The following is a 25,481-nucleotide window of genomic DNA, read 5'->3' on the forward strand; positions in this document are numbered from 1 at the left end:
ATCCTCCTGTCCTCCTTCTCCAAGGAGGAACTTCTTTATTTAATGCGACCAAATTAAAAATCCCTCTTACCTGTCCCAAGCATTCGGCGAGAAAAGAGGAATTTAGGGAGATTGATATCAAAGATTCATGACTTAATCACTAAAAAATAAAATTCAATATGTCCCTTTTTAGAGTTGATCCCGAAACTCCCTTTAGTGGCCCACACCAAAACCAGCAGGTAGTAACCGGTGGGTCTAATATCGATGAAGCTAAAATGGCTATGATTTTGACTCACGGTCGCGGTGCATCGGCCCAGAGCATGATGATGTTTGCCGATGAATTCGATGCCGATGATATCCATTATCGGGCCATTCAGGCAAAGAGACATACATGGTATCCGCGCTCGTTTATGGCTCCCAAAGAAATGAATCAGCCAGGTATTAAAAGCGGACTTCAGGGTATCCATGATCAGATTTCAGAATTAAATGAGTCCGGCATCTCTACAGATAAAATCATGCTGCTTGGTTTTTCACAGGGGGCATGCCTGACAACTGAATTTGCTGCGCGTCATCCGCAACGCTATGGTGGAATTATTGGCCTCAGCGGCGGGTTAATCGGGGATGAGATCCATCCTCAAAACTACAAAGGGTCGATGGAACAAACACCGGTGTTTTTAGGATGCAGTGACCGCGATCCCCATATTCCACAGGAGCGTGTTGATCTGACCGAAGAAATATTCCAAAAAATAGGTGCTGATGTCACTAAGAAAATTTATGTGGGCATGGGTCACACGGTCAACCAGGATGAAATTCAACACGTCCGAAATCTGATCAATCGAATTCTTAACGCTGAGTAACTATTTATAGCTGAATTATTATAGCATTTTTGATCTCAAGGCCATCAGCCGAAGTATTTCTTAATCCGGAATGCTGGTTTAACAGTAACTAAAACATTCTACTGTGGATACCACTAAAATTATGAAATCATTTTTCGCACTTTTACTCCTTGCTGTTTTAAGCTTTCTAAATCATTATTCATCATTTGCTGTAAATGATACCACTGAAGTTCAGCTTAATGAACCCAGAACTTTAAATTCCGGATTATTTGCAATAGCCAATGAGGATACCAGCAATTACATAACCATTGGTGGTGCTCTCCGATATAATTTGTACCTCGAAGATTATGGGGGACCCATTAAAGAATCCGATAGTCAGTTTACCTTCGACATGTGGCGTATTAACGTTAACGGACGTGCCCAAGGTATCAACATCAACTTTGAATATCGATTTTATCCCACTTTTGGAACCCACTTTGTCAAGCAGGGCTGGCTGGGTTACGATTTTTCAAAACAGACGAATCTACAGGTTGGAGTCACACAAGTGCCCTTCGGTTTGCTTCAATATGCCTCCCACAACTGGTGGTTTCAACTGCCATATTATTTGGGATTGGAAGACGATCATGACATGGGATTTAAGTTGACCACTTCTCGTGGCAATTGGGATGTTCATCTGGCTTATTTTATGCAGGCCGATCCCAACGGTATTGCCCAATTTGCACCGCAGAATACTGCCCGCTATTCATATGATATTATTGCCGAACCCAGTGAAGGGTTGTCCAACTCCGAGACGAATCAATTTAACGGACGCGCCGCCTATAACTGGGATCACGGCTCGCTTGGAAGTACTGAGCTGGGACTTTCAATACAATACGGAGGCATTTATAACAGTGCTCTTAACGAGGTGAGTGATCACTACGCATTGGCCCCACATATCGATGGCACCTACGGTAATTTTAACGTCAAAGCTGAATACATCTATTATAACCACAATGCTCAAAATGACCACGGCAATCCTGTAGATATCGTACAGATGGGGGCTTATGGTGTTAATACTTATGATGTGGCAGCAGAAGGACATATGTACGTGCTCGGCATTTCGTATTCCAAAGATGTTGATTGGGGACCAATTTCAAACCTTACATTTTACGATAACTATACCTATCTGGATAAGACCAACGAGATATTTACTGATACCCAGCATAACGTTCTTGGAATGATGGTCACCGCCGGAAAAGTATACACCTATTTTGATATTGCATCCGGAAAAAACCAGCCGTGGCTGACCGATAACTTTGGAGAGGGATTGGGAGCCGGCGTAAACGATCCCCGCTGGAAGACGCGGTTTAATATCAATATTGGGTACTATTTTTAAATGCTTACTACCCTTTTGCTGATTGTTGGATGAATAGTTATCCGCCTGTCTCTACCTGCATTGTCATTTCGAATGGATTGTAACGGAATGAGAAATCCGTGTTTTAATCACTGCTATTATTACCAAACAAAGATCTCTGGTTTACACTCGAGATGACAGTTTTTTCTCTATTACTTCTAATAAATCTGTAAGGATTCAGCTTCTCCTTGATCTTACTTTATACTTCAAGTCAAGAGAGATCATAATGCCATATTACATTTATATTACAACCAATCCCAGTAGAACAACACTATATATTGGCATCACAAATGATCTTGGTGAACGGCTTAACGATTATTATAAAAACAGAGGTGATCGCCAGACTTTTGCCGGCCAGTACTATTGTTACAAACTGATATACTATGAATCCTATAAAACAGCTCAAAAAGCGATAGAAAGGGAAAAAGAATTATAAAAATGGCGTCGGGAGAAAAAAGAAGCGTTGATTAACAGCGTGAATCCCGATTGGGAATTTCTTAACCATAAAGACGACTTTCGGGTTGGTCGGATTTGATTTCTATGTCATTTCGAGCGGAATGCAATGTAGTGAGAAATCTATATTTTATATGACTACTACTGCCATAAACAAAGATCTCTCCCAGCAGTCAAGGTGACATAAATAAGACATAAGATCACCTAATTGTCATTTCGAACGAAGCGTAGCGAAGAGAGAAATCTGTGGTTTGCTCTTTAGGCACTTTTAAAACAAGGATCTCTCACATACGTTCGAGATGACATGATCGGGATATTGGTCTACCGTAGTTGTCATTTCGAATATAGCGAAAATAGAAAAAGCCCGGATCATTAAACCCGGGCTTTTCAAATTAAAAAGTATTCCCTAATTAATTACTGACTGGCTGCAAATACTCATCCATCTTGATAATATTATTATCACGATTGATATCAGCCATGCGTTTCGTGGGATCAATCTCAATACTTTTTATCTCCTTAGCCGGACGAGGAACTTCGACCGTGTATGTAGGATTCACCCACGGCCAATCCTTTTTGATGGTGCGGGGAATATCAGGATTTTCATTCGGCTTGGTATTCCGCATAATGCGCATAGGAATATAAAACTGTTCCTTGCTGCCATCCTCATAAGTAACCATCAGGTCGATCGGCATCGGCATCAGATCTTCGCGCTTCAACGTTACATAGGTAGATCCATCAACGCCAAGGAGTGAGGTAATTCCATAATCAATATGCTTGGTACTCTCGATAAAGTATTGATAGTACCAGTCGAGCACCATATTTGACTCTTCTTCCATGACACGCAGAAAATCACGCCCATCGGGATGCTTAAATTTCCACTCTTTGAAAAAGCGCTTCATCCCGCGATCGAACGTTTCACCACCAATGATATAGCGTAACTGATTTAGAAAAACAGCGCCTGTAGAATAAGATGCCGTTCCGTAAGCGCGGTTAGTATGAAAGTGATCGGCGTGCGTATCGAGCGCTTCCTGCTTACCATCTTCAATGATATTATAATACGATTGATACGAACTCCGGTGCAGATTTTCACCTTGTCCATCATTAAAGAGCTCATCCATGGTAAGAGCCGATGCATAAGTTGTAAAACCTTCATCAAACCACGGGTAGCGACTTTCATTATTAGCTAACACGCCATAGTACCACATGTGAATAAGTTCATGAACCGTTACGCCCACCAAACTGCCCAGTGACCGATTTCCGGTAATCAAGGTACCCATGGGATATTCCATTCCTCCGTCTCCACCCTGTATAACTGAGAACTTCTCGTAGGGATAGTCCCCAAAGTTTTCACTCATAAACTGAAACGCTTTGACCGTATATTCTGGCAACTCTTCCCAGTTTTCGCGGAGCTGCTCCTGCGAATAACGATCGGCATTTTCAGCAACTGTGTCTTGCTGATAGAAAAAATGCAACTTAGGTCCATTTGGTACCTGGGCTGTCGTATGCGTAAAATCAGGATCGGCGCCCCACATAAAGTCGTGGACATTATCAGCCTTCCAGTGCCAGGTTAATTTTTCTGAGTCGGGTCGGTCATACTCATCGGCATAACCATGCCCTATTTCTCCGGGATTTTGCAGGTGTCCCGTTGATCCCATGACGTAGGAACTGTCAATCGAAATTTCAACATCAAAACTTCCGAAAACACCGTAAAACTCCCGGCCTACATAAGGATTGGGATGCCAGCCGTTATCGTCATATTCCGAGAGCTTCGGATACCACTGACTCATCGAAAACTCTACCCCTTCCTTGTTCATCCAGCCACTGCGACGAATTTGTCGCGGCACCTGACTTTCAAACTCCATATCAAAAACGGCAGATTCACCCGGGGCAATAGGCTCATTCAGAGTAACTTCCATGATAGTGCCTTCAACACTGTAAGAAACAGCATCACCATCCTGTTTTAGACTGTTAATATGATGATAACCGATTTCATCATCAGGGAGCTTCTGAATACGATCACGAACGCGACTATCCGGATCTTCGATCGTACGCGAGCGGACATCCATCATGCTGTTAGGCTGAAAGGCATTGAAATACAAATGGTAGAATACCCGGTGCAACGTATCAGATGAATTATTGTGATACGTCAACTTTTGGGTTCCGGTAAACTGGTGGTTTTCGACGTCAACGTCGATATCCATTTCATACTCTACCTCTTGCTGCCAGTAATGTTCATCCTGTGCATGAGCAGAGAACGTTATCCCCAAAAAAAGTAGCGGTAAAAGTAGATGTCGTAAATTCATAATATTGTCTTTGATTAATTATTCGATATCAAAAAGTATTGCGACTCGCAAAAGCGCGTCCCAACGTGGCTTCGTCAATAAATTCGAGTTCCGTTCCCATAGGAATCCCATATGCAATGCGGGTTACTTTCACATCATCAAAAGGTTTGAGCAGTTTATTGATATAATAAGATGTAGCCTCGCCTTCTGAATCGGGATTGAGTGCTAAAATAACTTCGCCAATCTGTTCGTCATCCTCATTGATCCGCTGCATGAGCTGCTTGATGCGAACATCATCGGGACCAATATTATCAAGAGGGGAGATGACACCGCCGAGTACGTGATAGCGACCGCGAAACTCATTGGTTTTTTCAATCAGAAATACATCCTGCGATTCTTCAACCACACAAATTTGCCCGGTTTCACGCTTTGCATTTTGACAAATGGAGCAGGGATCTCCGTCACTAATCACCCCGCAGGTAGAGCAACGAGTAATAGATTTTTTGAGACTTATCAGCGCCTCCGCCAAATTAATTACCGACTCGTCATTCTGTTTTAGCAGGAATAATGCAATACGTCGTGCTGATTTACGCCCCGTTCCCGGGAGCTTGGCCAGCTGCTCGATAGCCTGCTCCAGTATTTCCGAAGTTCCTTCCATGTAGCAATTATTTTTTTTAAAAGCCACGTGTCACCCTGAATTTATTTCAGGGTCTGTTTACATAATAGATGCTGAAACAAAGCCTGTCCCGACACATCGGGATTCAGCATGACACGGTAGTTACATTCCTAATTTACTCAGATCCATACCGGGAATGCCACCACCGGGCATTATATCCTTATAGGTTTCCTGCATGCGTTCCTGGGCCGCTTCTTCAGCTTTATCCAGCGCTTTATTAACGCCGGCTACTACCAGATCTTCCATCATTTCAGCATCATCGGGGTCAATAACATCCTTATCCAATTTGATGCTTAAAATTTGGCGCTTGCCGTTGGCTTTAACTTTAACCATACCGCCGCCGGCTTCGGCCTCAACCTCAAGCTTCGAAAGTTCCTGTTTTGCTTCTTCTACCTTTTCTTGTAGCTCGGAAAACTTTCCGAACATGTTAGCCATATTTTGATTCATAACAATAGGTTTTAGCGTTTTGTGATACGTTTAATTCGTTCAACACAATCTTTCATCGATTGTATAAAGATAAGAGTCTTAAACTACTGATTTAAATTATAATCCAATTCGGCGCCAAAAAGTTCAACCAGCTTTTTAATAGTGGGATCACGTTCCTGGAGTTGTTTAAATCGCTCATACGGACTCATTGTATCCTCCCCACTCTTTTCCTGCTTCTGAACAATACACGTAAGGTTGAGGAAAGCCCCAATTTCGTCTTCCAAAAGTTTACCGAGCCGGCGCCTGTTTTCATCCACAATCTTCTTGGCAAAATCATCGTTTGCCCGCAGTTTTAAGTCCCCATTTTTTAATTCAACAGGATCAACACGCTGCATCTGAAAGTAAAGCATTTGCGGGACGTGTTGACGAAGATTATCTAAATACTCATCCCAACAGTCGTTGATTTCTTGAAGCGAAACATCTTTAGGCGCCCGCTTTGTTGCCGTTACCGTTTCACTTTGTGTACTCTGTTGTGGTTCCGATGTCTTATTCTCATCCCCATTTTGAGGCTTAGGATTGCCCAGCGACGAGGCCCCAAATAAATTTTCAAACTCATCTTCTTCCTCATCAGAATGCTGTTCCTCTTTTTTCGCTGATACCTCGCTTGTTATCGGCTGCTGCACTTCCGTTGTGGGTTCTTCGTTGGACGGCGCCTGACCACTCGAATTAGATGTTGCCGGAGTGCTTTGGGTTTCTTTTGGCTCTTTATCTGTTGATTTTGCTCCTTCTTTTGGTTGAGACTCCGATTCTTCCTCCTGCGAAGCGGGTTGCCCGTTTGAATCAGAAGTCGAATTTATTGGTGCTGATGCAGCACTTGATTGCTGCTTTTTCTCTTTTGGAGCATCACCATCCGAATCCGTGTTAGCTGATGCAGGAAGCTCAGAATTATTTAGCTTTTTTTTTAACTGTTCCAGCTCAGTAAGCAATGTATTCAGCTTTTGAGTACGCTCCATATGGATAAGTTTGAGGAGCGTTATCTCGAACTGGATTTTAGGCTGATGCGCTTCTTTGATCTTATACTGGGCTTCACTCACAATATGCAGCATCCGCATCAGATCATCCTCTGAAAAGCCTTCTGCTGATTTGCGATATCGTTTTTTTGTATCGGGCGATGCTTCGACCAGGTGCATCTGCTCTGAGCTCTTGGCAACATATAAATTCCGCAAGTGCTCAGTTAATCCAACCAGATATTCCTGGATGTCATAGCCCTCCTGCAGCAGCTCGTTGATCAACTCGAGCCCGTGGCTGGCATCCTGCACTTCCACCGCATTCATAAATTCAAACATCCGTTCGGTGCTCACCACATTGAGCGCTCGAAGCAACTCTTCGTGCTCAATATTATTGCCGCAAAAAGCAATGGCCTGATCCATTAGTCCGAGAGCATCGCGAAGCGCGCCGTCCGCTTTTTTCGCAATAACATGAAGCGATTCCTCATCGATGTTGATGCCTTCATTTTCGGCCACATTGGCAAGGCGCTCAACGATTTGGTCAACACTGATGCGTTTAAAGTCGAACCGCTGAACACGCGATAAAATCGTAGGCAACACCTTGTGTGGCTCGGTGGTAGCAAATATAAAAATAACGTGATCCGGTGGTTCTTCCAGCGTTTTAAGCAGAGCGTTGAATGCCGACTTGCTCAGCATGTGAACCTCGTCGATAATATAGATCTTGTATCGCCCGTTTTGCGGAGGAATACGGACTCGTTCACGCAGGTCACGAATATCATCTACGCTGTTGTTCGAAGCCGCATCAATTTCAACAACGTTTAGCGTCTGATTCAACGATTCACCATCAACCTCGCGATCAATATCGTTTACCGTTCGTGCCAAAACACGCGCCATCGTTGTTTTTCCAACCCCGCGCGGACCACAAAACATATAGGCATGGGCCAGCCGACTTTTTTTGATGGCATTTTTCAGCGTACTGCTTACGTGCTCCTGCGATACAATATCATCAAAAGAAGTGGGGCGATAGGTACGTGTTAACGCGCGATAGTTATCAGACATCAGAGGCTCTTGTTGAGCTATTGGTTATTGCTTTAAACAACGGATAAATCTACAAAAAATGAAGACCATTTCGCAGATGAATTTAGGTGCAGTAACTAACTATAAATGGATAGAACAGAAACGAACCCAAACAATATGTAAAAGTAATAATCTTAATTTTGGCTATGCTACTTCAGACCTTAATGCTGACTGCTCCCGCTCTTGACGGTACGATTCCCCATGCTGAAGGCTCATAAAATCCTTGTCTGAAACGTAGTGCTTTCGGCGTGCTTTTTCCAAATCCTCCAACGGTTCATACATTCCGTCATCGGCCATGGGAAACGTACCAAAGTGCATACCAATACTTTTTTCGGATTGCAGCTCTTTATGAGCTTTAACCGCTTCTTCGGGCGACATATGAATAGCTTCCATAAACCAACGGGGTTTATAGGCTCCGATGGGTAGAATTGAAGTATTTATAGGACCTATCTCTTGCTTAATTTCTTTAAGAAAATCTCCATAGCCCGTATCTCCGGCAAAGTAGATATTGCCTGACGGATTTTCTAACACATAGCCACACCAGAGAGTTTTATTGCGATCAAAAAGTCCGCGACCCGAAAAGTGTCGCGCCGGTACAGCTGTCAAGGTCGTATCATTGCCCAGGCCATATTTGTCCCACCAATCCATACGAATCGTTTTATCTACTCCCTGGTTGTGTAAATATCTTTCTACACCAAGAGGAACAATGAATTGAGGATCAAATTTGTTTTGCAGACGCCTTACTGTATCAATATCTAAATGATCATAGTGGTTATGGCTTAGTAAAACGGTATCAATGTGGGGCAGATCTTCAAAATCAATGCCCGCCGAACGTTTTCGCTTGGGACCAACCCACTGATACGGACTTGCCCGAAAGCTCCACACGGGATCAGTTAGAATATTTTGTCCCCTAACTTGAATTAAAAAAGTAGCGTGATTTATAAAAGTAATCTGATGTTTTTCCTCCTCAACAGATGATTTCGGAGCAGGATAATCGGGCAAATCACTCTTATCATACGTATCCCAGATACCCTTATCATTGCCGCCCAGCCACCATTTTAGAACTTCTCCGTAATGGTGAGTTCCGGCGCCATCAGGATTGACAAATTTTTTTCCGTCGAAATGGTCGGAGTTGTCCTCGATATATTTTGGGGCAGACAGTAACTTATCCACAACAAAAAGGGCAGAGACAAATGTGACTGTGATTACGAATGTCCAGATCATTACTTGTTATATGCTTGTACTAAAAATTTTCAAAAGGTTGCTACTAATACAGCTTCGTTTTGTTCCCCTGAATTTAATCCTCCTCATCCTGAAGATGTTTGTTGAAAAAGTCAAAAATACGCGAGTATTCGTCAAACCACGCATCCGCGTCTTCAAAACTATGTCGTTCCGAAGGATACATCATCATATCAAACTCTTTATCCCCGGTTTGAATAAGCTTTTCTATATATTGCGCTGCATCCTGAAATCCTACATTGTTATCGGTCAATCCGTGCAGGATAAGAACAGGATCTTCGAGTTGCTCTACGTAAGTGATAGGGGAACTGCGGGCATAGTGTGCAGAATCAGCTTCGGGCGTACCCAATCGCGGTTGCGTGTACCACGGATTGGTGTGATAGTAATTTTCCCAATTGGTGACCGCACGTAAAGCCGCGGCCGCATCAAAATACCCGGGAGCGACGCTTGTAGCATACAGCGCCATAAATCCGCCGTAACTACCCCCGTAAATACCCACTCGGGATGTATCAGCCTGCGGATAATGCTCGGCGAGATAATCGATGCCGTCAATAATATCACGAGTTTCATACTTGCCCATCCAGTTTGTAACATCTTCGCGAAATTCACGCCCATAGCCTGTGCTATGACGATAGTCTACCTCGATCACATAATAGCCACGCGCCGTTAAATACTGGTGAAACATAAATTCCCGATAGTAGTTGTTCGACCAACCCTTGTACACATTTTGCAGGGAGCCCGCTCCGTGTACAAACACAACCACCGGGTAACTGGATTTTCCTTTTTCATTGATGGGTTCCAGAACCGACATCGACAGTTTAGTTTCCCCATCTCTGGCGGTAAAACGTATATAATCTTCTTTCTGCCAGTCTATCTTATTAAATCGCTCGGGAATGGTTTGTGTCAATCGTTTCTCTCCGGATTCATTTCCCAAATTTAACGAATACAGTTCAAACGGCTCATTAAAATAACTGTACTGATATACGAGGTGGTTTTTGTTTTCACTCAGCTCAAAGTTCTGGCGATACCCCGTCTCGGTCGTTAATTTTTCCGTTTCGTTTCTCTTAATATTCATCCTGTATATATGGCGTTCTCCGGGTCCCACTTCAGTTGAGGCGTAAACAACAGTTTCACCATTGATCCATTCTGCCCATGATACTTCATATTCTCCTTGGGTATGTTGCTGCAGATTAGATCCATCGGGATTAATGGTATAAATATGATTCCAGCCGTCTTTTTCGGATAAGATCATCAGTTTATCACCGGATGGAGCAAAAGCTATTTCAGTGTTATAAAGCCAGCCTTTCGTCGAGTCTTCAAAAACAGTAGTAGGTTTCTTTGAGGAGAGCTCAAAAAACGTAATCTCTCGTTTTTTCATGGGTGGACCAGTAACATCAATAGCAAGGTAATTGCCCTCAGCACTTATATCCGTATCAATATATCCTTTATTCTCAATTAGAAGATCAACCTTATTGGTTTGCAGGTTAGCTACCGACACAAGCTGACGAGCAATACCCCGTCGGGTAGATCCAGGTTTTACATACTGGCCTACATATTCCGGAAAATAGTATTCCTCATAGTCTGAAGTATCATATTGAGTAAGAACGAGCTTGTCATTTCCTGCCCAGCCCTCAACGCTGAATCCCGGTTCATCTTCCTTTTTGCTTGTGATTTGGGTCAGTTTTGACGTTTTGATATTAATCATCCATATATCCCCGTCCTGAACAAATGCAATCCGCTCACTGTCGGGACTCCACATCGCCCCGTACTCCTCTGCTTTAGAATCGATAAGCTGCTGTCTGTTATCAAAATTAAGGTCTGCTATCCAGACATCACCTTGATCAATATACAGCAGTTTTTGGCGGTCGGGTGATACACGAAAATTCTGTTCAATATTCTCAGAAACAAGGGTCCGTTCTCCGCCAGTAACAGGGCGTTTGAACATTTCCTCCTTCGTCATCGACGAATCATTGGCCTGATAATAAATATGGGACTGATCGGGAGAGAAAGAAACGATGTCGGGCCTGTTGCCGGCCAGTAGGGGATCATAGAAAATTGATTCTAAACTTAGGGTGTCAAGACCACTTTGGCCAAAACCCAGTGCAGGTAAAAAAAGAAGTATAAAAATAACTCTTATAAATGATCGCATAGTGAATACAACTGTTCTTTGTTAACTGACCGATAATAAAGAAAGGTTTTCTCAGATGGGCAAAGAATACAACAATTTTTACTCTTTTAGCTCTTTCAATCCAATATTAACGATTATACAGTTTATTCTTATTATGGGCAGCAACCATCGCAGCGCCAACAATACTGGCATCATTTAAAAAACTGGCTGCTTTAAATGCCGTATTAATTTTAATAAACGGAAAGGTTTTATCGGCCTTTCTGCTTAACTGGCCACCCAAAATGAACAGGTCTGGGTGGAAGATTTCTTCAAAATGCTCAAGAACGAGCTGCAATCGTTTAGCCCACGTTTTTTTGCGAATGCCTTCTTCTTTACGCGTTTTATTTGAGGCACGTTCTTCAACAGTAATTCCCCGAATTTCCATGAGTCCCAATTCCGTATTGGGCACCAGTTTCCCATCCACAAAAACAGAAGAACCAATACCGGTACCTACGGTTAGTACAATTGTTACGCCATCCTGATTTTGACCCGCCCCAAAATGCATCTCCGCCAGACCGGTGGCATCTGTATCGTTAATCACAGAAAATTCATTATCGGTAATCTCAGAAAAAAGTTGCTCGGCATCGGCATCAACCCAAGAATCGTTAATTCGCTTGGCAGATAGCACAATACCCTTATTAACCGGGGCGGGGAAGGCACAACCTACGGGGCCATTCCACTTAAATTCCTTGCTCACAATTTGATGCATCTGTGCAAGTATCTTATGGGGCGTAGTATCATCGAGGGGCGGCGTACTATTACGTTCTGATATAATTTCTCCCTTCTCGGTATCTACAATACAGCCTTTTATACCATAACTGCCAATATCTATTCCTAAAACTTCCATATAGATTTTCTATTTCTCAATAAGCACCCAGCCTTCTTCATCGATCATGCGCTTGGCTTTTTTCCATTTGATGTCGATGACTTTACCGCTGTTCATGTTTTGAATCTTAACATAGTCATTGCGGCCGGGCTCTTCTTCAACAGTTACGGGTTGGGGCTTCTGATCACTGCGTTGTTGCTGTTGGCCTCCATTTTGTTGAGCTCCATCTCCTGATTTAAAGCCCATGTTCGTTGCATCCGAATGCTCCGTTTTAGCACGATTCATATCCACTTTGGCACGCTCTTCGGGCGCTTGCTTCATTTTCTCCTCATCAGCCTGCATTTCGGGTATCGCCTTCCAGATCAGTGATATAGCCTCCTGATTGATTTCGTCAAGAAGCTGTTTAAACATTTCAAACGCTTCTTTCTTGTATTCAAGCAGGGGATCTTTCTGTCCATATGCCCGCAGACCAATACCCTCTTTCACCGAATCGAGCTCACGCAAGTGGTCCATCCATTTGCTGTCGATAGTTGAGAGTACGGCTGTTCGCTCAAGAGCTCGTGCAACCTCCTTGCCTTCGTTTTCATAGGCTTTATCAACATCTACAACTACTCGTAGGCGGCGAATACCATCAGTAAAAATAACCTGTACTTTGGTTGGCTTATTATCAGCATCCGACTCTTTAATATTTTTAATGACCTGATACAACGGCTTGGAGATCATCTCTTCTTTCTGACCATACACCTCGTAGGCCCGCTCGATAATATGGTCAATCAGTACATCGGGACCCATTTTACCCATTTCTTCGCGATCCAGCTTAATATCTACCGCCAAGAATCGCAGAATAGTATCGCGCAGCTTGTCAAGTTCACCCTGTGGATAATGTTCTTCAACAACACTTTCCACGAGGTCTTCAAGCATGTCATAAATATCGCTCCGAAGCTCATCTCCCTCCAGTGCGTGTTTGCGACGTTTATAAATAACTTCACGCTGGTTGTTCAACACATCATCATATTCCAGCTGTTTCTTACGAATGCTAAAGTTATTTTGCTCAACCTTACTTTGGGCACGCTCCAGTGATTTGGTAATCCAAGAGTGCGTAATGGGTTCGCCTTCTTCAAAATTAAGGCGTTCCATTACATTGGCAACGCGATCAGATCCAAAAAGCTGCATCAGGTCGTCTTCAAGAGATACAAAAAATTGTGATTCTCCCGGGTCACCCTGTCGACCGGCACGTCCACGCAGCTGTAAGTCAATACGTCGGGATTCGTGGCGTTCAGTTCCCAATATTGCAAGTCCACCGCGCTCCTTGACCCCCGGAGCCAGTTTAATATCGGTACCGCGACCAGCCATGTTCGTAGCCACCGTAACAGCACCCGGCTGACCGGCATTTTCAACAATTTCACTCTCCTGGGCGTGATGCTTGGCATTCAACACATTATGCGGAATTCCCTCGCGTTTAAGCATCCGGCTGATCGTTTCCGAAACATCCACGCTGGTGGTACCCACGAGCACCGGCTGTTTATTTTCATGATATTCACGAATGCGTTCAATAGCCGCGTTGTATTTTTCGCGCTTAGTTCTAAATACGAGATCTTCTTTATCATCCCGGATCACCGGTTCATTGGTAGGGATGATAACAACATCGAGGTCATAAATCTCGTTAAATTCGCCCTCCTCCGTTGCTGCCGTACCGGTCATTCCAGCCAGCTTATTATACATGCGGAAATAATTCTGCAGCGTAATAGTTGCATACGTCTGTGTTGCTGCCTCAACGCTCACATTCTCTTTGGCCTCAAGTGCCTGGTGCAATCCGTCGGAATAACGTCTTCCTGAAAGAACACGTCCGGTGTGCTCATCAACAATCTGGACTTTACCATCCTGCACAATATATTCCTCTTCGCGCTCGAACAGCGTATAGGCTTTAAGCAACTGGTTTACCGTATGGATACGATCACTGCGTTCGGCAAACAGGCGGTGTAGTTCATTCAGGCGTTTTTCACGTTTCTGAGCCACTTCCTGCTTCGCTTCTTCAATCTTTTCTTCTTTGTATTCCTCACTCCACTCCTCATTCTCTTTAATTTCCTGAATCTTCTCTTCCCGAAGCTCATCCATCTCTTCATCGAGATCAGTGGTTTCGGTTCCGAGATCGGGAATTACAAAAAACTCTTCCTCTTCATCGGCTTTGGTAATAAAATCCTGCCCCTTCTCAGTCATTTCGATGTTGTTCATCTTCATATCCACCGAGTAGTAGAGTACTTTGTCAACCTCAGGCAAGCGACGGGCGTTATCCTGCAGATAAAAAGCTTCAGTTTCCTGAACCAGTTTCTGATTTTCAGGAATCTGCATCATTTTGCGGAATTTCTTGTTCTTGGGAAATCCACGTTGGGCACGATACATCGCAAGACCAGCTTTTTCCCTATTTCCCTCTTCGAGATGATCCTGTGCCTCCTTGACAAGATTTGCAACCAATTTTTTCTGGGCACTGACCAGTGACTCAACCCGAGGTTTCAGCTCTTCATATTTTTCGGACTGTGTATCTTCGGGCACGGGACCAGAAATAATCAGTGGCGTTCGGGCCTCATCAATAAGAATAGAGTCAATCTCATCAATAATGGCAAAGTTGTGATCGCGCTGCACCAGCTGTTCCGAATTCACAACCATATTATCACGGAGATAATCGAAACCAAACTCGTTGTTGGTTCCATAGGTAATATCGGCTTGGTATGCTTTACGGCGCGGCTCGGAGTTCGGGTCGTAAAGATCAACACAATCTACTTCGAGGCCGTGAAAATTAAACAGCGGCTCGTTCCATTCGGCATCACGTTTAGCCAAGTAATTATTAACTGTGACGATATGCACACCGCGACCGCTGAGTGCATTCAAATACGCCGGCATAATGGCAGCCAGCGTTTTACCCTCACCCGTTTTCATTTCAGCAATTTTACCTTGATGCATCGCAATGGCACCGGCAATCTGCACATCGTAGGGTACCATCTCCCACTCGTTCATATTGCCGCCAACCATCCATTTTTCTCCTAAAAATCGGCGGCAGGTATCCTTCATCACAGCAAAAGCTTCAGGAAGAATCTCATCCAGCACCTCTTCAATAGTATCGGTTTGTTCTTGCTTAAGTTCATCTAACTCTTCAGCAAGTTCGCGCCGACGATTTACGGATAGCTCCTCATCACTGTTGAGAGTCTCTTTTAAAGACTCAATTTCTTCATCAATTTCTTTGGTTGCATCCGATATTTTCTGACGGAATTTTTCTGTTTTTTGCTTTAGCTCCTCGTCAGAAAGCTGGTCCATGCCCTCATAGTGTTCATTTACTTCTTCAACAATGGGCCAGATCTTTTTAAGATCGCGATCACTTTTGGTACCAAAAATAGAGGTTAAAACGTCTCCAACCGTTTCGGTGAATGTATCGAACATAAAATATTACGGGTCTCGTACAATTTTTGTGATTTGTGAAAGTTACAGTTTACGTAGTGCCTGTTCAAATTATTTAACGGCAGATCAGGTAATTTTTAAATTCATGCTAATACCCATGCACTTTAATGTAACCGATAATTTAGGGTTCTTATTGTCTAATTTTATTTTTATTTTAGAAATCTATCTAAGAATTGAATTTTCATAAACCGATTTTAACAATGAAACGTACTTACCAACCAAGCAGCAAGAAGCGTAAATCCAAGCATGGTTTCCGTAAGCGTAATAGCAGCAAGAACGGAAGAAAGGTATTGAAGAAGCGTCGCAAAAAAGGACGTCACGGCTTAACCGTAAGTGATGAACAAGGACCCAAGTAACCATATTTCTGGCTCGGATAATGATGCAACTTTGCCCCGAGCCAAAATATTAAGAGGCCGGAAGAATTTTCAGCGTCTATTTGAACAAGACGCAAAAACCATACGTAATACCGTTGTTGATTTGCGATTTAAGATTTTGGAAACAGATTCTTCCGGTTGCCTTATGGGATTTGTTGTCAAAAAAAGCTTGGGAAAAGCAAATAAGCGAAATCGCATGAAGCGTCTTCTCAAAGAAGCATATCGGCGTCATCAGAATATCTTATCTGAAGCTGTTGAAACTGCTGATATCACGTTTCATGGAGTGCTCATGGCAAAAACCATTAATGCCAATTACGCTGATATAGAACAAAATACTATCGCTTTGCTTAGCAAAGTTCGAGATCAACTCTCTACTATTTCGCCCGGCCATTCATGAAGTATCTCTTAATAGCAATTGTCCGTTTATATCAATTAGTCATTTCTCCATGGACACCCAGCAGTTGTCGGTATCATCCAACCTGTAGCCAATACAGTATTGAAGCATTTCAAAAACATGGTGCATTCAAGGGGTTATGGCTGACGATAAGACGAATTGGGAGTTGTCATCCCTGGAGTAAAGGAGGACATGACCCTGTACCGGAACCAAAAAATAATTAATAATACAGACTGAGGATTTCTTTTGGATCGTAACACTATAACCGGATTTATATTAATTTTTTTAGTAATGGTTGCATGGACCTATTATTCCATGCCATCGGAACAGGAACTACAGCAACGGCAGGCCGAGCAGGCTCGTCAGGATAGTATAGCTGCTGCCCAGGCCGATAGCCAGCAACAAAAGCAGGCACAGGCAGAAGACTTAGCCCAACAGCAGGAAGAATCTCAACAAGATGAGGAGGAGACGACCCCCCGCCTAAGCCAAGAGCAGGAAGAAAAACCCGAGATGGGGATATTTTCTGAAGCCAGTATCGATGATACTACAAAATTAGTAGTTCATTCCCCCCTGTATAATGCCACCTTTACCAATGTTGGTGCTGGTCCATCCAAAATTACTTTTAAAGACTACGAGACATGGGATCATAAACCGGTTCAGATGATCAAAGATACTACTGAATCGGCATACTCATTGGGGTTCCTCACCAGCGAGAATTACAATGTAGAAACTGACAATCTGGTTTTTGAACAAGTTACACCAGGTAACTCGATCTCTATTGGTAAAGATGATTCTACCGAGGTTAAATATGCACTAAATATCAGCGATGATAAGCGCCTGATTTACACATACACCCTTTTTGGAGACTCACATCAGATCAAATTAGATGTTGAATTTGAAGGACTTCAGCGACAAATCATTGGCGGCAATTTTGACTTTGGATGGAAGTCACCGCTCAATTTCACCGAAAAAAATCCGGCTACTACCGAGGCTACCTATGCAAAAGCATATGTATATACCGGGGGAGAAATGGAACAGCTTAAGCTTAGCGAAGCCGGACGCAATACCCAGGATTACAATGGTACGATTGACTGGGTATCTACGCGAACCAAGTTTTTTGCCCAAATTATAAAAACGAGTAACACTACAGAAGGGGCCCACCTTATAGGTGAACAGAGTGGGGAAACGGAACTTTCAACCACCGAACACCGATATCAATCATTTATAACAACTGATCTTTCACAGCAGGGTACCGCCTCATTCCACATGTTCGTAGGACCCTTAGACTATTACGCCTTACAAGATTATGAGGGCACCACATACAACATGGTTGACACGGGTTACAGCTGGCTTAGCTGGCTTTCTGATCCCATCGTTGAGTATCTTGTTATTCCCTACTTTGGTTTTGTTGATGGTTATATGGGGTACGGTTTTGCAATTATCCTGTTCGCGGTACTGATTAAAATGGTGCTATATCCACTGACCAAGAAAAGTTATCGCAGTATGGCAGCTATGAAAGAGCTGCAACCCAAGATGCAGGAGATTAAGGAGAAATATGAGGATGATCCCGAGAAGCAACAGAAGGCCACCATGAAACTGTATAAGGAAGAGGGCGTTAATCCGCTGGGCGGTTGTTTACCTAACCTGCTGCAGTTACCTATTTTAATTACCCTCTGGCGTTTCTTCCAGAATTCTATCATGATTCGTCAACAGGAATTCCTGTGGGCAAGTGACCTCTCGGCACCGGACTATATTTTAAGCCTCCCTTTTAGCGTGCCCTTTTTGGGTGACCAAGTAGCAGGCTTTGTACTCCTCATGACTGCGGCAATGTTTGCTCAAAGTAAACTTACTGGCGGTATGGGGCCCGGCGGCGGTGGCGGTGGTAGCGGACCCGGCGGCGTTAACATGAAAGCCTTACAATACGTTTTCCCATTTATGCTGCTGTTTATTTTTAACAATTTTGCAGCCGGACTAAGTCTTTACTACCTGATTTATAATGTCGTATCCATCGCCCAGCAGTTAATTATCTACCGCCAGATGGATAAGGAAAAAGAGGCAGCAGCAGCGTAAGGAGAATTACAAAATTTTAGTTTAGTATAATAAAAGGCCCCGGAATTCTGGGGTCTTTTATATTTTTGCCAAGCTTTTTGTACAAGAAAATGACCTTCTCGAAGGTAAAAAAGAGGTTCCTATTTATAGAGCTCCAATCATAAAGACACAGATTTCCCATTCCGTTTTCGCTACGGTCGAAATGACAGCATGCTTAATTTATGATCAAATATCACATGAAAATTGGCAGTTCATAAATCATCCCTATATTTGGCCTTATGGCAAGTATTGCAAAACATATTTATCCTCGGATAATTTGGCGTGACCGTGAGAAAAAGCTATGGAATCCCATCCATAAAAAAGCCCTCAAGAACCTGCCCGAGGAACGAGTGCGTCTGCGGATTATGGAAGCCCTGATCAAAGCGGGCTGGTCTAAACATCGTATATCAACCGAGGAATCAATTGGAAAACTGGGTGATACCTCCATGCGAACCGATTTGATCTGTTATTCCCAGCAGTTTGAACCCAAATTGTTAGTGGAATGCAAGGCAGAGTATATATCCATATCTGCAAAAACCGCCGAGCAGGTAGCGCAATACAACCAAAAGGTGGGTGCTCCCTATTTGCTGATGACCAACGGTATTTCGGATTTCTGGTACGCCATCGATAAAACATCGGGCAAGGTAAAAAAGTTGAACGGCCATCCAGACTTTTTGGATGAGAAACAAAAGCAATTAGCATACGACTTTGATGACTGGAAACAGCGTGGTTTTGCCGGCAAAAAAGCATCCCCGGAGCTGCGATTATGGCTCGAAAAAATATTGCCCAATATCTGGTTGTCGAACAATGATGCAAAAGTCCAATTTTTGACATTCAGCAATAGTCCCTCTGACCTCGACCTCAATCACTATTATCGAATCGTACAAACATTAGAGAACCGACGTTTGGCTTTAACGACCCTAAACACGGCCTTCGGAGGCAATCGTCTTGTAATTATTCTCAATAAAGAAAATGAAAACAGGGCCGTACTGGAAGTGAATCTGGATGTGCTTTTTGCCGATAAAAAGGGAAATAGTTCGGTGTATTCCCGGCAGGGTATTAAAACTTTTGATCTTAGTAATTATATGGACTTGGAATCGAAGACCAAGGTTGATGATATGGTAAAAGAGATCGACCAATTATTTATAGAACATGTCGATTAATTTTCGCTTTCAGCAGTTTGTTGGATACAATTTTTACTGTAACTTCCATCTCTCATTTTCATCAAAAAATTTTGTTCTATGCATCATTTACACCGCGAAAAACTGTTCTCACTGCTTGATGACGAGGAATCTGCCATCGTTTATATGAAGGGTGCTGAATTAATGTATCGTTATGATACGGATTATGAGTTTCCTTTTCGGCAGGAGTCGAATTTCTGGTATCTGACCGGTGTAAATGAACCGGATTTCCATCTCATCCTCGATCTTAAAAATCAGGATTATCACCTGTTTGCTCCCAAACGTGATGCCCAGTACGCAGTCTGGCACGGAAGAGTAAAAACAAAAGATCAGCTTCAGGACGAATACCAACCCGATCATCTGCACTACGAGAACAAACTACCACAAGTACTAAAAGATTTAGAACCTGAAAAAATTTATTGTATTGAGGAAGAACAGGCCGAATTTATCGAACAGTTTGAGCGGGACCTACCTATCGATCTGGATACGTTAGATGATGCCATTACTCACTGCCGCGTGTTTAAAACAGACTGGGAACTCAACCAGATGCGAGAAGCCGCTCGTGTAAATAATATCGCTCACAAAGCTGTACTGGAAGCGTTGGAACCCGGCAAACATGAGCACGAAATCAAGGCGGTCTTTGATTATCATCAGATAAAAAACGGACTGATGCAAGATGCCTATAACGGCATTTTTGCGGCGGGAGAAAACAGCGCCATTCTCCACTATGTGGAAAACAACCGCGAAATAAAAGACGGCGACCTGTTTTTGATTGATGCCGGATATGAGTGTAATGGCTATGCTTCGGACTTTACGCGGACGTATCCCGCCAACGGAGCATTTACGAATACACAAGCGGAAATTTATGAGGCGGTGTTGGAAGCTCAGAAACAAGTTATTGACGCAGCAAAACCTGAAGTAAAAATGGAGGATCTACATATTCTGGCAGCGCGGGTGATGATGCAGGGACTTAAGGATGCCGATATCGTAAAAGGTTCGATCGACGACCTTATGGAAGAGGATATTTTCGCGCTTTTCTTTCCACACGGACTCGGCCATTTTATTGGGTTAGATACCCATGACGTGGGGGGATATCCTAAAGGCGTAGAGCGTATTGAACGTCCGGGTATTAAATATCTGAGAATGCGCCGAACGTTACAGCCTGGTATGGTGCTGACGGTTGAGCCGGGACTCTATTTTGTTCCAGCGCTCTTAAAACCTGCTCTTGAAGATGATAAAGCCTCAAAGTTCTTGAATGCTTCGAAGCTGAACGATATGATGGACTTTGGCGGTGTTCGCATTGAGGATAACATCATCGTAACTGAAGATGGGTGCGAAAATATGACGACCGTTCCTAAAGAGCGGGATGAAATAGAAAAAGTAATGGCTGGGTAAGTTGCTTGTTATATAGATAAAGTCCACTTCCCAGGTGGACTTTATCTTATTTCTTATTTATCCAAAATTCTGATAGATATGACTTTTAGCAAGAGAGTTAAAAAGTTAGAAAGTATATTTCTTCGTCCTCTGAATTCTGCTCTTTTATTATTTTTGGCAGTTTGCTTGATCCTTTTGAGTTTGCCGGCTGGTACAGCAACCGCCCAAAGAGTTGGTCAAACTTCCGAAGGCATTACTTCTTTTTCTATAAAGGTTAGCAGCATCTCTCCTGCTGCAGGAGTATCCTACGGGATGAGTAATACTAGTGAATTGAGAGTACTTGGCTTTGTAACGACTTATTCAAACCTATCACCGCATGACAATCAACTGTTTTTAGATCTTAGTTATCTTCGCTATACCAACTGGGTGAATAGTGAAACGTTGAATACCTACTGGGGACTTAATGTAAATATGCTATTTGAAGATTCGCTTATTGGACCAGGGTTACTGTTAGGATCTTCGTATCAGCTAAGTTCTAAATTTGCTATTTTTGCAGAGGTTGGCCTTAATGCTTTTATAGATGGAAATGGCAATTCGACCATTGGGCTACACAATTCTGGAGTAGGACTAAAAGTGAGTTTTTAGATTTGTTTGAAAATAGCATCTCTTATGTAGTTGGCCTACTTTCTTGTAACAGCTAAGCTTCTGAATACTCTTTAATTGTCTACAAATAAACCTCTTTTAATTTGATTGGTATGTTCAAAAAATATTTCGCTGTATTATTTGTTCCTTTTTTATTCTTCGCCACAAATACAATAGCTCAGGATAATGCTCAAAAAGCATCAAGCTCAAAGTTTGATGCCGTAGTTAAAATATCTGGTATTGCCCCAACTGTTGGAGCATCCTACAGCTCTGGAAGCTATGGCAGATTGCGAGCAACGGGATTCGTTTTAGTTAATTCTTTGGGGAATAGTATATTGGATAATTACTTATTAGATCTTAGCTATCTGAAAAATACAGAAAGAATGTCATCTGAATCCATAACCACCTATTGGGGCATAAATCTGCACATCCAATTTGAGGATCCTGTAATTGGGCCTGGATTAGTATTGGGTTCGATATATATGATGGATGAACATTTTGCCATTTTTGGAGAACTGGGGTTCAATGCGTTCATCTTTGATGATGGAAATAATACTGAAGTGGGAATGCTAAATTCCGGCATCGGAATTAAGATAGGTTTATAAGTTTAACCATAAGAGAAAGTCCACTTGGGAAGTGGGCTTTATCTAAATAGAGAATACTTTACTCGTTAAAACTGTCCGGTAAATCATTTTCAAAAAGTACTACATCGCCTTCTTGAGCAAAGTCTTGCATTGTTTGGTTAGCCTCATAAAGGCTACTTACCGTTTTTACATGTTCCATTTCAAAACCGGTTGATGCAACCCCTTCCTTGATAGCCTTAGTTTGGCTTTCTCCCACCAGAATTACCAGATCTAAGCCGGCATTACCAATTTGCTCTCCAAATGCACGATTCTTTTCCTCTTGTAGATCACCCAATTCAATCATCCCGGGAGTAATAATAATTTTACATCCGCTATCAAAAGCCGCAAGTGTTTCAACGGCATTTTTAGCACCAACGGGATTGGAGTTAAAGGCATCATCAATTACAGTAATACCGTTCTGCGACTTCAGTTCCAGCCGGTGTTCTACGGGTTCCATGCGCGATGCGGCCATTGCCATGGTGGTGAGACGTAGTCCGAATGATCGGGCAACCCCCACGGCCAACAGCATATTTTGCACGTTATGGGAACCCAGCAGCTGCATCGTAAATTGCTGCTCTTCCTGATCATCTACAACTACTGAAAATCTCATTCCTTCGGGTCCATACTGAATATCATTAGCACGGATATCACCGGATTCCAGCCCTACAAAAGTGAACTCCAGATCATCCCGAAGATCAGCCATAGCTATAACGCGTTCATCATCAGCGTTAAGAACGGCTTTCCCTTTTGGCTTGGTACGTTTTACCAATGTGGATTTCGTTCTGGCAATGGCATCCTGTGAGCCAAAAGTTTCGAGATGAGCAACTCCTACATTGGTTACAACCGAAATATCCGGCTCGGCAATATCGCAAAGATCATCGATATTACCCTCGTAGCGAGCTCCCATCTCAAGTATGAGAATCTGATGGCGAGCTTCCAGATCATTGTTAATGACTTTGCAAATGCCCATTGGCGTATTATAGCTACCCGGTGTTGAGCAAACAGCATATCGTTCGCTCAGCAGGTCGCGAATCATAAACTTCGTGCTCGTCTTTCCATAACTGCCGGTAATAGCAATAACTGTTAAATCGGGCATCTGGGAAAGCTTTTGCTTGGCCAACTTGATAAAATGTCGGTGGACGTATGCCTCTATAGGTTTAGTAATTAAGGCAGCCACAAAAATGAAAAAGGGAACCAGTGCATTACCCAGTACCCATCCGAAAGAAAGCAGATACATATCGGCGGCATACAATCCCGAACTTTTAATGGTCATTGCAGTGAATGGGATATATCCAGCATACGAAATAAAGGTCACTGTCACCGGTATTAAAAGTGATAGTATTGCGAAGGGAATCGTCAGGCGAATCATTCGCGGGGTAAATACAAGCGGTTTTTTGGATTCTTCTCCACCGTAATAATTGAAGGGGCCAAACCAGGAAATCCCAAAAACAGCCAGAATGATAATAGCCGCGCTACCTGTGACCGTATTAGAGAGAAAGATCAGCAAAACAAAAATGATAACATTGTACAAAACGTGCTCAACTGTTATGACACGCTGATTCCAGTGCTGGACAAGCCAGTGCCAAAACTCGTTGAGTTTATAGCCGTTCTGCTGAAAAATGTGCAGAAAATAACGTCCCCTGAGCAGGGTATGACGTGCCATAACCAGCACGAAAACCAAGATCAGGATATCAATAAAATTTAAATACCAGTTCAATATACAGCAGTTAGATTAAAAAGATAGTAAGTGATGAATGGTCGCTAAAGTTTGGAACATCCATTATATTAGTGTGCTAAACAAAATAGATAATCTTTCATCTAAAATTCGTTCAAATATATGAAATTAATAATCCCAATGGCAGGTCGAGGAACGAGAGTTCGACCCCATTCGCATACCGTTCCCAAACCGTTGCTGCCCGTCGCCGGAAAGATGATTGTGGAACGTATTGTAGAAACGTTTGCGCGCACACTTGACCGGAATATCGATGAAATTGTATTTATTCTCGGTCCCGATTTTGGTCAGGAGATTAAAGACGCACTACAAGCAATGAGCGATCGCCAGAATGCCGAGGCTACCTTTCGAGTTCAGGAGACAGCCGAGGGAACGGCCCACGCCGTGTATTGCGCCGAAGAAGATCTGAATGGCGAATGCATTATTGTTTTTGCTGATACTATTTTTGATATGGAAGATTCAGTATCTATCGAAGATGCCGACAGCGTTGTCTGGCTAAAAGAAGTGGACGATCCCTCCCGTTTTGGCGTAGCTGTAGAGAAGGATGGTAAAATTACTGATTTTGTGGAAAAGCCCGACGAGCCGATTTCAAACCTGGCAATTATCGGTGTTTACTACTTTAAGGATGGAGCCCAGCTTAAGAAAGAAATTGAGTATCTGCTGGATAATAATATCCGCGGAAAAGGAAATGAATTTCAGCTCACCGATGCCCTTGATCGTCTATTAAAGGATGATAAAGTGTTTAAAAAGGCAACGGTTGATCAATGGCTTGACTGCGGTACGCTACCTGCCTGGAGAGAGACATCCGGTATTATTACCGAGAAAGAATATGAAGAAGTAGATGAAGATCGTTTCCCAGATACTAAAATTATCCCCCCCGTTTATATTGGGGATGATGTCGAACTCGAGAACTGTATCATAGGCCCCAAAGCCAGCATTGCCGAGGGATCAAAGCTCAAAAAATGCACAGTTAAAAACAGTCTGATCCAAGAGCATGCACAACTCGAAGATTCTAACATCGAGAATTCAACAATTGGTCGACATGTGGAACTCAAAGATGTTGATCAGGAAGTGCATCTGGGTGATCATACAAAAATAGGGATTGAGGTATAGATCTATAAAAATAGTTAAAGATTAAATGCCGGCACTTCCAAAGTACCGGGCATTTTTATTGTTAAAAAAGTTGCGAAGGAGTTGAACTCCTGAGCCTTAGGGTAACGAGAGTACAACTCCCTCAAAACCATATAGGGGATTGAGACTTG

At 42.9% G+C, this 25,481-nt stretch carries 21 protein-coding genes; 12 read left to right on the forward strand and 9 right to left on the reverse strand.

Translation table 11 applies throughout. From position 1 onward, the window contains the following. Positions 1 to 158: 158 nt before the first annotated feature. The 3 genes from ACQ4LT_RS07610 to ACQ4LT_RS07620 all read left to right on the forward strand — a co-directional run bounded on the left by ACQ4LT_RS07610 (position 159) and on the right by ACQ4LT_RS07620 (position 2,644). Positions 159 to 836 (forward strand): alpha/beta hydrolase, encoded by a 678-nt coding sequence (locus ACQ4LT_RS07610; protein WP_445665431.1) that lies wholly within the window; start codon positions 159 to 161, stop codon positions 834 to 836. A 103-nt stretch (positions 837 to 939) separates the two neighbouring features. Next, a complete protein-coding gene (locus ACQ4LT_RS07615) occupies positions 940 to 2,190 on the forward strand; it encodes a hypothetical protein (protein ID WP_445665432.1) in 1,251 nt (416 codons plus the stop codon). A 244-nt stretch (positions 2,191 to 2,434) separates the two neighbouring features. After that, complete coding sequence (locus tag ACQ4LT_RS07620; protein WP_445665433.1) at positions 2,435 to 2,644, forward strand: GIY-YIG nuclease family protein; 210 nt, start codon at positions 2,435 to 2,437, stop codon at positions 2,642 to 2,644. A 427-nt stretch (positions 2,645 to 3,071) separates the two neighbouring features. Here the strand turns inward: ACQ4LT_RS07620 and ACQ4LT_RS07625 are convergent, their stop codons facing one another. From ACQ4LT_RS07625 to secA, 8 genes are all read right to left on the reverse strand, one after another. Beyond that, positions 3,072 to 4,964 (reverse strand): M1 family metallopeptidase, encoded by a 1,893-nt coding sequence (locus ACQ4LT_RS07625; RefSeq protein ID WP_445665434.1) that lies wholly within the window; start codon positions 4,962 to 4,964, stop codon positions 3,072 to 3,074. A 28-nt stretch (positions 4,965 to 4,992) separates the two neighbouring features. Then, the gene (recR, locus tag ACQ4LT_RS07630; protein WP_445665435.1) at positions 4,993 to 5,601 is read right to left on the reverse strand and encodes a recombination mediator RecR; all 609 of its coding nucleotides are present in this window, start codon (positions 5,599 to 5,601) and stop codon (positions 4,993 to 4,995) included. Between the two features lie 120 nt (positions 5,602 to 5,721). Next, positions 5,722 to 6,066, reverse strand: coding sequence for a YbaB/EbfC family nucleoid-associated protein (locus ACQ4LT_RS07635; RefSeq protein WP_445665436.1), 345 nt, complete (start codon positions 6,064 to 6,066; stop codon positions 5,722 to 5,724). 83 nt (positions 6,067 to 6,149) lie between these two features. Then, entirely contained in the window at positions 6,150 to 8,111 is a 1,962-nt protein-coding gene (gene dnaX / locus ACQ4LT_RS07640) for a DNA polymerase III subunit gamma/tau (protein WP_445665437.1), read from the reverse strand. A gap of 162 nt (positions 8,112 to 8,273) precedes the next feature. Continuing rightward, positions 8,274 to 9,353, reverse strand: a complete 1,080-nt coding sequence (locus ACQ4LT_RS07645) for an MBL fold metallo-hydrolase (RefSeq protein WP_445665438.1) — start codon at positions 9,351 to 9,353, stop codon at positions 8,274 to 8,276. 73 nt (positions 9,354 to 9,426) lie between these two features. After that, positions 9,427 to 11,517, reverse strand: coding sequence for an alpha/beta fold hydrolase (locus ACQ4LT_RS07650; protein WP_445665439.1), 2,091 nt, complete (start codon positions 11,515 to 11,517; stop codon positions 9,427 to 9,429). Positions 11,518 to 11,623: 106 nt separating this feature from the next. Further along, a complete protein-coding gene (gene ppgK / locus ACQ4LT_RS07655; protein WP_445665440.1) occupies positions 11,624 to 12,382 on the reverse strand; it encodes a polyphosphate--glucose phosphotransferase in 759 nt (252 codons plus the stop codon). A 9-nt stretch (positions 12,383 to 12,391) separates the two neighbouring features. Then, positions 12,392 to 15,793, reverse strand: coding sequence for a preprotein translocase subunit SecA (gene secA, locus ACQ4LT_RS07660; protein WP_445665441.1), 3,402 nt, complete (start codon positions 15,791 to 15,793; stop codon positions 12,392 to 12,394). A 218-nt stretch (positions 15,794 to 16,011) separates the two neighbouring features. Between secA and rpmH the strand changes: the two genes are divergently transcribed. The 8 genes from rpmH (at position 16,012) to ACQ4LT_RS07700 (ending at position 22,469) form a co-directional block, all read left to right on the forward strand. Next, a complete protein-coding gene (rpmH, locus tag ACQ4LT_RS07665) occupies positions 16,012 to 16,167 on the forward strand; it encodes a 50S ribosomal protein L34 (protein WP_445665442.1) in 156 nt (51 codons plus the stop codon). Continuing rightward, positions 16,148 to 16,582, forward strand: coding sequence for a ribonuclease P protein component (locus ACQ4LT_RS07670; protein WP_445665443.1), 435 nt, complete (start codon positions 16,148 to 16,150; stop codon positions 16,580 to 16,582). The genes rpmH and ACQ4LT_RS07670 overlap by 20 nt, the downstream gene beginning before the upstream one ends. Then, positions 16,579 to 16,803 carry a membrane protein insertion efficiency factor YidD gene (yidD, locus tag ACQ4LT_RS07675; RefSeq protein WP_445665444.1) on the forward strand — a complete coding sequence of 75 codons (225 nt, stop codon included), beginning with the start codon at positions 16,579 to 16,581 and terminating at the stop codon, positions 16,801 to 16,803. The genes ACQ4LT_RS07670 and yidD overlap by 4 nt, the downstream gene beginning before the upstream one ends. A 22-nt stretch (positions 16,804 to 16,825) precedes the next feature. Then, the gene (yidC, locus tag ACQ4LT_RS07680) at positions 16,826 to 18,649 is read left to right on the forward strand and encodes a membrane protein insertase YidC (protein ID WP_445665445.1); all 1,824 of its coding nucleotides are present in this window, start codon (positions 16,826 to 16,828) and stop codon (positions 18,647 to 18,649) included. Between the two features lie 257 nt (positions 18,650 to 18,906). Beyond that, positions 18,907 to 19,830: a type I restriction enzyme HsdR N-terminal domain-containing protein gene (locus ACQ4LT_RS07685; protein ID WP_445665446.1), complete on the forward strand. Its 924-nt coding sequence runs from the start codon at positions 18,907 to 18,909 to the stop codon at positions 19,828 to 19,830. Positions 19,831 to 19,908: 78 nt separating this feature from the next. Further along, positions 19,909 to 21,243, forward strand: a complete 1,335-nt coding sequence (locus ACQ4LT_RS07690) for an aminopeptidase P family protein (protein WP_445665447.1) — start codon at positions 19,909 to 19,911, stop codon at positions 21,241 to 21,243. Positions 21,244 to 21,534: 291 nt separating this feature from the next. Beyond that, positions 21,535 to 21,867, forward strand: a complete 333-nt coding sequence (locus ACQ4LT_RS07695) for a hypothetical protein (RefSeq protein WP_445665448.1) — start codon at positions 21,535 to 21,537, stop codon at positions 21,865 to 21,867. Between the two features lie 110 nt (positions 21,868 to 21,977). Further along, positions 21,978 to 22,469, forward strand: a complete 492-nt coding sequence (locus ACQ4LT_RS07700) for a hypothetical protein (RefSeq protein WP_445665449.1) — start codon at positions 21,978 to 21,980, stop codon at positions 22,467 to 22,469. A gap of 58 nt (positions 22,470 to 22,527) precedes the next feature. Here the strand turns inward: ACQ4LT_RS07700 and ACQ4LT_RS07705 are convergent, their stop codons facing one another. Continuing rightward, positions 22,528 to 24,204: a UDP-N-acetylmuramoyl-tripeptide--D-alanyl-D-alanine ligase gene (locus ACQ4LT_RS07705; RefSeq protein ID WP_445665450.1), complete on the reverse strand. Its 1,677-nt coding sequence runs from the start codon at positions 24,202 to 24,204 to the stop codon at positions 22,528 to 22,530. Positions 24,205 to 24,324: 120 nt separating this feature from the next. Here ACQ4LT_RS07705 and ACQ4LT_RS07710 point away from each other — a divergent pair, with 120 nt between their 5' ends. Then, a complete protein-coding gene (locus tag ACQ4LT_RS07710; RefSeq protein ID WP_445665451.1) occupies positions 24,325 to 25,332 on the forward strand; it encodes a sugar phosphate nucleotidyltransferase in 1,008 nt (335 codons plus the stop codon). Positions 25,333 to 25,481 lie beyond the last annotated feature (149 nt).

The organism is Fodinibius sp. AD559, assembly GCF_052712805.1.

What these genes read in the sequence shown, in the direction of transcription:
- rpmH (WP_445665442.1), top strand. Translation starts at nt 16,012, where the DNA reads ATGAAACGTACTTACCAACCAAGCAGCAAGAAGCGTAAATCCAAGCAT.
- ACQ4LT_RS07625 (WP_445665434.1), bottom strand. Translation starts at nt 4,964, where the DNA reads ATGAATTTACGACATCTACTTTTACCGCTACTTTTTTTGGGGATAACG.
- ACQ4LT_RS07690 (WP_445665447.1), top strand. Translation starts at nt 19,909, where the DNA reads ATGCATCATTTACACCGCGAAAAACTGTTCTCACTGCTTGATGACGAG.
- ACQ4LT_RS07695 (WP_445665448.1), top strand. Translation starts at nt 21,535, where the DNA reads ATGAGTAATACTAGTGAATTGAGAGTACTTGGCTTTGTAACGACTTAT.
- ACQ4LT_RS07670 (WP_445665443.1), top strand. Translation starts at nt 16,148, where the DNA reads ATGAACAAGGACCCAAGTAACCATATTTCTGGCTCGGATAATGATGCA.
- ACQ4LT_RS07650 (WP_445665439.1), bottom strand. Translation starts at nt 11,517, where the DNA reads ATGCGATCATTTATAAGAGTTATTTTTATACTTCTTTTTTTACCTGCA.
- yidD (WP_445665444.1), top strand. Translation starts at nt 16,579, where the DNA reads ATGAAGTATCTCTTAATAGCAATTGTCCGTTTATATCAATTAGTCATT.
- ACQ4LT_RS07700 (WP_445665449.1), top strand. Translation starts at nt 21,978, where the DNA reads ATGTTCAAAAAATATTTCGCTGTATTATTTGTTCCTTTTTTATTCTTC.
- ACQ4LT_RS07620 (WP_445665433.1), top strand. Translation starts at nt 2,435, where the DNA reads ATGCCATATTACATTTATATTACAACCAATCCCAGTAGAACAACACTA.
- ACQ4LT_RS07645 (WP_445665438.1), bottom strand. Translation starts at nt 9,353, where the DNA reads ATGATCTGGACATTCGTAATCACAGTCACATTTGTCTCTGCCCTTTTT.
- recR (WP_445665435.1), bottom strand. Translation starts at nt 5,601, where the DNA reads ATGGAAGGAACTTCGGAAATACTGGAGCAGGCTATCGAGCAGCTGGCC.
- ACQ4LT_RS07685 (WP_445665446.1), top strand. Translation starts at nt 18,907, where the DNA reads ATGGCAAGTATTGCAAAACATATTTATCCTCGGATAATTTGGCGTGAC.
- ppgK (WP_445665440.1), bottom strand. Translation starts at nt 12,382, where the DNA reads ATGGAAGTTTTAGGAATAGATATTGGCAGTTATGGTATAAAAGGCTGT.
- ACQ4LT_RS07610 (WP_445665431.1), top strand. Translation starts at nt 159, where the DNA reads ATGTCCCTTTTTAGAGTTGATCCCGAAACTCCCTTTAGTGGCCCACAC.
- ACQ4LT_RS07635 (WP_445665436.1), bottom strand. Translation starts at nt 6,066, where the DNA reads ATGAATCAAAATATGGCTAACATGTTCGGAAAGTTTTCCGAGCTACAA.
- dnaX (WP_445665437.1), bottom strand. Translation starts at nt 8,111, where the DNA reads ATGTCTGATAACTATCGCGCGTTAACACGTACCTATCGCCCCACTTCT.
- secA (WP_445665441.1), bottom strand. Translation starts at nt 15,793, where the DNA reads ATGTTCGATACATTCACCGAAACGGTTGGAGACGTTTTAACCTCTATT.
- ACQ4LT_RS07710 (WP_445665451.1), top strand. Translation starts at nt 24,325, where the DNA reads ATGAAATTAATAATCCCAATGGCAGGTCGAGGAACGAGAGTTCGACCC.